The 8618-nt window shown below is 75.0% G+C and carries 6 protein-coding genes and 1 pseudogene; 4 read left to right on the forward strand and 3 right to left on the reverse strand.

The genetic code is table 11. The features are described from left to right. Window positions 1–882: pseudogene (locus HCN52_RS18280) on the forward strand (hypothetical protein); the annotation flags it as partial. 159 nt (window positions 883–1041) lie between these two features. Here the strand turns inward: HCN52_RS18280 and HCN52_RS18285 are convergent. After that, complete coding sequence (locus HCN52_RS18285; protein ID WP_168089531.1) at window positions 1042–1581, reverse strand: hypothetical protein; 540 nt, start codon at window positions 1579–1581, stop codon at window positions 1042–1044. Window positions 1582–2111: 530 nt separating this feature from the next. Between HCN52_RS18285 and dnaG the strand changes: the two genes are divergently transcribed. Both dnaG and HCN52_RS18295 read left to right on the forward strand, forming a co-directional pair. Next, window positions 2112–4145 (forward strand): DNA primase, encoded by a 2034-nt coding sequence (gene dnaG, locus HCN52_RS18290; RefSeq protein WP_168089532.1) that lies wholly within the window; start codon window positions 2112–2114, stop codon window positions 4143–4145. Between the two features lie 308 nt (window positions 4146–4453). Next, window positions 4454–5506: an RNA polymerase sigma factor gene (locus tag HCN52_RS18295; RefSeq protein ID WP_168089533.1), complete on the forward strand. Its 1053-nt coding sequence runs from the start codon at window positions 4454–4456 to the stop codon at window positions 5504–5506. Window positions 5507–5656: 150 nt separating this feature from the next. On the opposite strand, the gene HCN52_RS18300 is transcribed toward HCN52_RS18295, so the two are convergent. Both HCN52_RS18300 and HCN52_RS18305 read right to left on the reverse strand, forming a co-directional pair. Next, complete coding sequence (locus HCN52_RS18300; protein ID WP_168089534.1) at window positions 5657–7075, reverse strand: FGGY family carbohydrate kinase; 1419 nt, start codon at window positions 7073–7075, stop codon at window positions 5657–5659. Window positions 7076–7236: 161 nt separating this feature from the next. Then, window positions 7237–7833, reverse strand: coding sequence for a dihydrofolate reductase family protein (locus tag HCN52_RS18305; RefSeq protein WP_168089535.1), 597 nt, complete (start codon window positions 7831–7833; stop codon window positions 7237–7239). Window positions 7834–8079: 246 nt separating this feature from the next. Here HCN52_RS18305 and imuA' point away from each other — a divergent pair. Beyond that, on the forward strand, window positions 8080–8618 hold a 539-nt coding region (imuA', locus tag HCN52_RS18310; protein ID WP_168089536.1), incomplete at its 3' end, for a DnaE2-dependent mutagenesis accessory factor ImuA'.

Raw genomic sequence — 8618 nt, forward strand, 5'->3', positions numbered from 1 at the left:
GCGCTCGCCGGCGGGGCGCTCACCGTCGCGGCGCTGGCCGTGGCGGCGGGGTTCGGAGCACGGGCCGCGGTGGCGGTGCCGGCGCGGGTCCTCCGTGAGCAGGCAGCCGTGTTGCTGCGGGTCCAGGCGTCGCTGTACGCCCTCGACCTGCGGTTGGCGTGGGCCGCGGTCGGCAGCGTGGGAGGCGGCGGGCGCGGCGTGCGCATGCGGGGCGGACTCCCTGCCCCTCGCCGTGCCGCGCTGGTGGTGGCCTGGCGCGACGCGACCGGGCTGGTACGGACGCCCGCCCGGCTGCTCGCGGCGATGGTGTGGACCGGCGCGACCCTGCTGGTCGCGGCTGCCGTGCCACCGTCCTCGCCGGTGACAGCCCTGGCCGCCGTCACCGCGTACGTCGCGGCGGCGCAGCTCGCCGAGCCCGCCCGGGTCGAGGCGGGCGACCTGCGGCGGTCGGCCGCGCTGCCGTGGTCGACGGCGCGGCTGGCCGTCGCGCACGCCGTCGTTCCGGTCGCCGGGCTGGTGCTGCTGCTCGCGGCCGGGGGTGGGGCGACGGTGCTGCTCGGCGGGCCGGCGGGCGCGGTGGTCCCGCTGCTGCTGTCGGTCCCGGCGCTGGTCGGTGCCGCCCTGGTGAGCGCCTACCGGGGCGTGGTGCCGCCTCATCTGATGATCGGCTCCTCGACACCGGCGGGGGACACCGGGCCGTTCGCCGCCCTGTTGTGGCAGGTGCGCGGACCGTTGGTGGGGCTGCTCGCGCTGGTGGCGGTCGCCGCCCCGCTGCGCGGCGCCGGCGCGGGAGTGGCGAGTGCGGTGGGAACGCTGCTGGTGGGCGCGGCGATGCTGTGGTGGACCGCCGCGACGGCCCGCCGGACCGCGCGCGGCCGCTGACGGCCGGGTCCGGGCCGGGGGCACGTCTCGCCCGCCGCCGCAGTGGCCCCGGACCGGCCGGGATCGAGCCGGTCGGCATGGGCGCCCGCGGACCGGCCGAGCTGTCCGGTGCGGCAGGAGCAGCGCGACCGCCTTTGGCCCGGGCCGGGGTGGTACGCGTCACCGCGCCGACGACTGCGGCGGGCCCGCCGCGAGGTACCGCCAGTCCCCGACGGCGTCGGACACCAACTGGTCCAGGAATTCACCGCCCTCGTCCATCAGAACGCTCCGCATGCAGGCGCAGTCGAGAAGATCGATCCCCTCGCTCAGGCAAAGCCAGATTCCTGCCACCTGGAGGCCGCGCGCGGCAATGCGAACCTGATCTTCCAGGGGGAGGGGAATTCTTGTGGCCAACTCCCGGGCGAACATCCGCTCGACACCGTTGCGTCCGAGAAGAACGAGTGCCCGGTCGACGAGGTGGGCGATCAGGCTGTGGATCTTCTCGAATCCCGTGAGAATCCGGCGTGCGAGCTCGGCCATTTCCTGGCAGCCGGCGGCGCTGTGGTTGCGGCGGAGCGTCCGCCAGGTCCTCTCCGAGGCGTACTCGATCACGCGATCGGCGACCGCGGTCGCCACGTCGCCGCCCAGAGCTCTCGCGCAGCGCTCCGCGGCGGCGTCGGCATCGGGGCCTCCTCGGCGGCGGTCGCCCCTCCGGCTCACCGTCGCTCCGACGTCGCCGGACCGGGGGCGCGGTGTCGGGCTGCCTGCGGAGGAAGGCCGGGAGGGGGTGCGCGGGGCCGAAGAGCGCCGAGGTGCGGTGAGCGGGGCCGGTCGGTTCCGCCGTGGTGCGCCACGGCTTTCCGCCGTCTTCCCGGACGACTGTCGCTTGCTCGCGGCGGCTTTGCGTTTCCTCGGTACCGGGCTCACGCGGCCCGCGGGCTTTCCGGTGTGGAGGTGGCACCGCGTGTCCTCCGTGCGGACCCGGTTCTTGCACAGCTTTCCATCGGCCTTCTGAGCCCGGCATCGGTGAATCATGCGGTCAGCGTCGATGTCGATTGCGTAGTCCGCAATGACGCGAACCAGCCCGCGGTGGCGGAATTGGGAGAATGCGCCGGTGGTGCGCTGCCCCCGCACCGCGTCGCGGGGAGCGGTCTGCGGCCGGAGCGCACGAACGTGCGGCGCGTGCTCGCCGCGCCGGGTACCGGCCGGGCGGGCGGGGTGCCGCCGGCGGGCGGCCGTATGCTGAACGCGTGGCGGGCAGGATCAATGACGAGGACGTGAAGGCGGTACGGGACGCGGTCCCGATCGACGCCGTCGTCTCCGACTACCTCCAGCTCCGCAGCGCCGGCGGCGGCAACCTCAAGGGCCTGTGCCCCTTCCACGACGAGAAGTCGCCCTCGTTCCACGTCAGCCCCAGCAAGGGCTTCTACCACTGCTTCGGCTGCCAGGAGGGCGGGGACACCCTCGACTTCGTGATGAAGCTGGAGCACCTCTCGTTCTCCGAGGCGGTGGAACGGCTCGCCGCGCAGGCCGGGATCACCCTCCGCTACGAGCAGGGCGGCTACGGCCGGGCCAGCCAGGCGGGGGAGCGGACCCGGCTGGTCGAGGCGCACAAGGCCGCCGCCGAGTACTTCGCCGACCAGCTGTCCTCCCCGGAGGCCGAGATCGGCCGCCGCTTCCTCGCCGAGCGCGGGTTCGACCAGGCCGCCGCGCAGCACTTCGGCGTCGGCTACGCGCCCGCCGGCTGGGACCACGCGACCCGCTTCCTGCGCGGCCGGGGGTTCACCGACAAGGAACTGATCACCTCGGGCATCTCGCAGGACGGCCGTCGCGGTCCCATCGACCGGTTCCGCGGCAGGCTGCTCTGGCCGATCCGCGACATCACCGGCGAGGTGGTCGGCTTCGGCGCCCGCCGGCTGCGCGAGGACGACCAGGGCCCCAAGTACCTCAACACCCCCGAGACGCCCATCTACCGCAAGTCCCACGTGCTGTACGGCATCGACCTGGCGAAGAAGGACATCGCCAAGGAGGACCGGGCCGTCGTCGTCGAGGGCTACACCGACGTCATGGCCTGCCACCTCGCCGGGGTCACCACCGCCATCGCGACCTGCGGCACCTCCTTCGGCGAGGGGCACATCAAGATCCTGCGCCGGCTGCTGATGGACAACTCCCGCTCCGAGGTGGTCTTCACCTTCGACGGCGACGCCGCCGGGCAGAAGGCGGCGCTGCGCGCCTTCGAGGACGACCAGAAGTTCGCGGGCAAGACCTGGATCGCGATCACCCCCGACGGGCAGGACCCCTGCGACCTGCGGCTGGCCAAGGGCGACGAGGCGGTGCGCGAACTGGTCGACGGGCGCAGCCCGCTCTTCGAGTTCGCCATCCGCTCCGTGGTGGCGGAACACAACCTGGAGACGGCCGAGGGCCGTTCCGCCGCGCTCGAAGCGGCGGCGCCGATCGTCGCGCAGATCAAGGACGGCTCGATCCAGCACGAGTACGCCGTGCGGCTCGCCGGCCTCGTCGGCATTCCCGACGAGCAGTTCGTCGTGCGGCGGGTGAGCCTGCTGGCGCGGTGGAAGCGCGAGGGCCGCGGTGCCAAGGGCGGCGGACCGGGTGGACCCGGCGCCCCGGGGCAGGGCGGACGGCGGGGCGGCAGGGGCCGCGGCGGCCCCGGCGGTGACCCGGCCCTGGAGGAACCGCCCTACGACGACCCCGGGTTCGGCGACCCCTACGCGGAGCCCGCCGGCGGCCGGACCGCCGCGCCGCGCGGCGCCTCCGCCGGCGCCCGCGGGCCGGCGATCCAACTGCGCAGCCCGGCCCACCGCGCGGAACGGGAGCTGCTGAAGGTGGCGATCCAGTTCCCGCAGTTCGTCGCGCCCGTCTTCGACGCCTACGGCGAGGACGAGTTCACCGGGCCGCCCTACGCCGTGGTGCGCCGCGCCATCGTGGAGGCCGGCGGCACCGAGCAGGCGGACGACTCCTTCCTCGCCCGCATCCGGGAGGCCGCCCCCGACGACGCGGTGCGCGCCCTGGCCACCGAACTGGCAGTGGAACCGCTGGACCTGCCGCGGCGGCGCAAGCCCGAGGTGGGCGTCTACGCCGAGGAACTGCTCGTCAAGGTGCGGCTGGCTGCGGTGGAGGCCCGCATCACCGAACTGGAGTCGACCGCACGCCGGTTGGAGGCCCAGCGCGACGACGGTTCGGTCGCGGTGCGCCAGGAGGTGTGGACCCTCCAGCAGTACCGGACGGCGCTGCTCGACCGCGGCGCGGCCGCGCTCTACGGCTGAGCCCGCGAGGCGCGGCGCGCCCCGGCCCGCATCCGCGCGGCCCGCACGGCTGAGCGGGGCCGGGGAAGGCGCCCGGTAGCGCCGGGCGGCGCGCGCCCCGCGGGGTGCTACCGGCTGTCACCCGGGGACCGCGCGGCGTGTGTCCCGAACGTTTCTGCGACATGGCACCCGGGTAATCCAAGGAATGCGCGGGGTAACTGTCCTTTCCGGGACGTGGGCGCGCGCCGCGGGTGGGCGGGGCCGGCTTTCTCTTCACCGGCGTGGCGGCAGTGCCCCCTGATCGGACGCGACGACCTGGAGGTCGCTCAGTGCAGTCCCAGATTCTGTCCGGCCCGGCCCTCGTCGACGTGCCGGACCGTCCGCCCGCCGGCCCCGCCGCCGAGCGGGTACCGCGGCAGCCCGGCCCCGCCCGGCCGGAACAGGAGGGCCCCGGGGTGCGCCCGGACGCCTCCGGCTCGGGGGACCTGCTGCGGCAGTACCTCCGGGAGATCGGCCGTATACCGCTGCTGAGCGCGGCGGAGGAGGTCGAGCTGGCCACCCGCGTGGAAGCCGGGCTCTTCGCGGAGGAGCGACTCGCCACCACGCCGCCGGCGGACGAACGACTGGCCAGGGACCTGCAACGGCTCGTCATACGGGGCCGGCTGGCCAAGCGCCAGCTCATCGAGGCGAACCTGCGGCTGGTGGTCTCCGTCGCCAAGCGGTACCTCGGCCGCGGACTGACCATGCTCGACCTCGTCCAGGAGGGCAACCTCGGACTGATCCGCGCGGTCGAGAAGTTCGACTACACCCGCGGCTTCAAGTTCTCCACCTACGCCACCTGGTGGATACGCCAGGCCATGTCCCGGGCCATCGCCGACCAGGCCCGCACCATCCGCGTGCCGGTCCACGTCGTGGAGCTGATCAACCGCGTGATCCGGGTGCAGCGCGGACTGCTCCAGGAACGCGGCCAGGAGCCCACTCCCCAGGAGATCGCCCTCCACCTGGGGCTGACCACTGAACGGGTGCGGGAGATCCTGCGGCTCGCCCAGGACCCGATATCGCTCCAGGCGCCGGTCGGTGAGGAGGACGACGTCAATCTCGGCGACCTCATCGAGGACACCGACGTCCCCAACCCGGCCGAGTCCGCGGCCTTCCTGATGCTGCGCGAGCACCTGGGCTGCGTGCTCTCCACCCTCGGCGACCGCGAACGGCGCGTCGTGGAACTCCGGTACGGTCTGGTGGACGGCCGCCCCCGCACGCTGGAGGAGATCGGCTGCCTCTTCGGCGTCACCCGCGAGCGCATCCGGCAGATCGAGCACAAGACCCTCGGCAAGCTCCGCGGCCACGCCTACGCGGGACAGCTCCGGGGTTACCTCGACTGAGCACCGCCGCCCGGCCGCGCCGAGGGCGCAGCGACGACCCGACCCGGACCGGACCGAGCGACCCGGACCGGATGACGCGAACCGGATGATCCGTACCGGATGACACGGGCCGAGCGACCCGGACCGAGCGGCGCGCCCGAGCCGGCGCGGTCAGCCGAAGGCGCCCGGGTGGTGCTCGTCGCGGACCGCGCGGAACTGCGTCCGGACCGCGACGCTGGCCTCCGGCGACTCCGGGGGGTGCAGTTCGCGACCGGTGGCGGTCGCCCACTGCGGCGGTGCGTCGGCGGTGAGGGTCCCGTCGGCGACCCCCGCCGCCCAGGCGGCCTGCCGGGCGGCGCCGATCGCCGCGTAGTCGGCGTCGACCGGGACCACCACCTCGGCGTCCAGCAACCCGGGTGCCAGCGCCTGCACGGCCGGCAGGTCGGCGGCCGCGCCCAGCAGGAACACCCGGTCGATGCGCACCCCGCGGCCGCGCAGCACCTCGGCGGCGTCCGCGAGGCCGCAGAGCATCCCCTCGAACGCGGCGCGCGCCAGGTTCTCCGGCGCCATGCTCTCCCGGCTCAGCCCGGTGAGGGTGCCGGCGGTGTGCGGCAGGTCCGGGACGACCTCGCCCGCCAGGTACGGCAGCAGCACCATCCCGTGGGCCCCGGGGGTCGAGCGCAGCGCCAGGTCGGAGAGTTCCTCCGGCGACCTGCCCAGCAGGTCAGCCGTGCCGCGCAGCACCCGGGTGGCGTTGAGGGTGCGGACCACCGGCAGGTGGTGGCCGGTGGCGTCCGCGAGGGCCGTGACGCTGCCGCCGGTGTCCTGGAGCGCCGCGTCGTGGAAGGCGCAGACCGAACCGGAGGTGCCGAGGGAGATCACCGCGTCGCCCGGTCCGACGCCCAGACCCAGCGCCGCCGCCATGGTCTCGCCGGTGCCGGCCGAGATCAACAGCCCCTCGGGGGTGCGCCCCGCCGTGTCCGCCGGGCCGAGGACGTCGGGCAGCGCGACCTCCTGCCCCAGGGCCAGTTCGACCAGGTCCCGCCGCCAGTCGTCGCGGTGCGGCGACCAGAAACCGGTCCCCGAGGCGCTGCCGCGGTCGGTGGTGAACCGCTCCGGTCGGCCCAGGAGCTGCCACACCAGCCAGTCCTGCGGCGCCAGCACGCCGGTCACCCGCGCGGCGGTCGCCGGCTCCGAACGGGCCAGCCAGCGGAGGTGGCTGACGGCGTGCGAGGGGCGGGGGACGGCGCCGACGGCCTCGATCCAGGCGCCCCGACCGCCGAACTCGTCGATCAGGCTGACGGCGGCGGAGTGGCCGCCGTGCCGTGCGTCGGTCGCCGGGCGCACGGGGTGACCCGCAGCGTCCACCGCCACCGTGCCGCGCTGCTGGGCGGTCACCCCGATCGCGGTGACGTCCTCCAGGACGCCGCCGCCCGCCGCGTCACCGAGGGCGAGCAGCCAGCCGCCGGGTGACGACTCGCCCTCCGGGTGCGGCGCGTGGGCCTGCCGCAGCACCTCACCGGTATCGGAGTCACACACGACGATGCTGGTGTAGTCGGACGAACTGTCCAGACCGGCGACGATCCCCATACCCCCGATCATGCCTTATCGGCATCCCGGGGCAGGGGCGCGGTCAGCCGTGGTCAGCGGGGTCCGGTGGGCCGTAGCGGGACCACCTCGATCACCTCGACCACCCCGGCCGCCCGCCGGGTCCGGGGCGCGGAGCCACCGCCGGAGCCGGAGCAGGGTGGTCAGTCGGCGTCGGCGCGCTGGTAGACGAGCAGCTGGGTGCCGGCCGGGCTGGTCGCGGCGGAGACCAGGGTGAGGGGGTGGTACGCACCGCCCTCGGGGAAGAGCTTCTTGCCGCTGCCCAGCAGCACCGGCATCAGCATCAGCCGCAGTTCGTCGAAGAGCCCGTGGGTGATCAGCGTGCGGGCAAGGGTGGGGCTGCCCATCACCTGGACGGCGCGGCCGGGCCGCGCGCGCAGCTCCCGCACCCGCTCCAGGACCTCCCCGCCGGGGATGCGGACGGTGTTCCCCCAGGTGAGGTCCTCCTCGCGGAGGGTCCGGGTGACCACGTACTTCGGGAGCTCGTTCATCCGGTCGGCGAACGGGTCGCCCGCCCGCTCCGGCCAGGCGGCGGCCATCGTCCGCCAGGTGCGGCGGCCGAACAGCAGCGCGTCGGTGTCCTGCATGGCCCGGTCCACGAACCCGCCCACCATCTCGGGGTCGAAGTAGGTGTGCGACCAGCCGCCGTGGGCGAATCCCCCGTCGGTGTCCTCCTCCGCGCCGCCCGGTGCCTGGACCACGCCGTCCAGGCTGACGAACTGACTCACGACGATCCGCATGGGGCTCCTCCGCGCTCGGGCCCGGGCCTCCCCGGGGCTCCGGAACGGAGCCTGCCACGGGCCGGTGGCAGCGGCCCGCCGGTGCCGCCGGACGGCGGACAGCCCGCCGCCGCAGGGGTGGCCGGGGCCGGGCGGTCGGAGGGGGGATCACCGCAGGCGGGTGACGTTCGGTGTCCGGTTTCACCCCTTCGGTGACCTGACAGGGCTTCACTTGCACTTTTCGAACACATGCTCGAAATTCGAAGGGTGTGGACAGGATCGGCATCACCCGGGACGGCCGCCGCACGTGAGGGCGAGGCCCCCGCGTCGGCGCTGGGAGCACTGCTGCCCGGCGGAAGGCTGCGCCCCGGCACGGCGGCCAGCGCCGGCGGCGACATACCGCTGCTGCTCGCCCTGGCCGCCGACGCGGTCGCCGCCGACCGCTCGGCCGGCCGCACCGGCCCCGTCGGCTGGGCCGCCGTCGGCCTCCCCTTCCTCGGCGCGCTCGCCGCCGGCGACGCCGGACTCGACCTCGACGCCGGGCTCTGGGTCGACGACCCCGGCCGCCGCTGGCCGCAGGTGCTGACCGCCGTCCTGGAGGCGGTTCCCGTGGTGCTCACCGGCCCGCTGCCGCCCGTCCCCGACCGGGTGGGGCGGCGGATCGCCGCCCTGCTGCGCCGGTCCGGCTCCGTCCTGCTGGCGGCCGACCGCTGGGAGGGCGCCCAGCTGCGGCTGCGGGTCACCGCCGCCGTCTGGGAAGGCGTCGGCGACGGCGAGGGGCTGCTGCGCGGCCGGCGGGCGACGGT

The organism is Streptomyces bohaiensis, assembly GCF_012033785.1.
GTDB lineage: Bacteria > Actinomycetota > Actinomycetes > Streptomycetales > Streptomycetaceae > Streptomyces > Streptomyces bohaiensis.

Bases quoted from the DNA above. Each gene is read 5' to 3' on its own strand.
- HCN52_RS18300 (WP_168089534.1), bottom strand. From the start codon at position 7,075: ATGGGGATCGTCGCCGGTCTGGACAGTTCGTCCGACTACACCAGCATC.
- HCN52_RS18305 (WP_168089535.1), bottom strand. From the start codon at position 7,833: ATGCGGATCGTCGTGAGTCAGTTCGTCAGCCTGGACGGCGTGGTCCAG.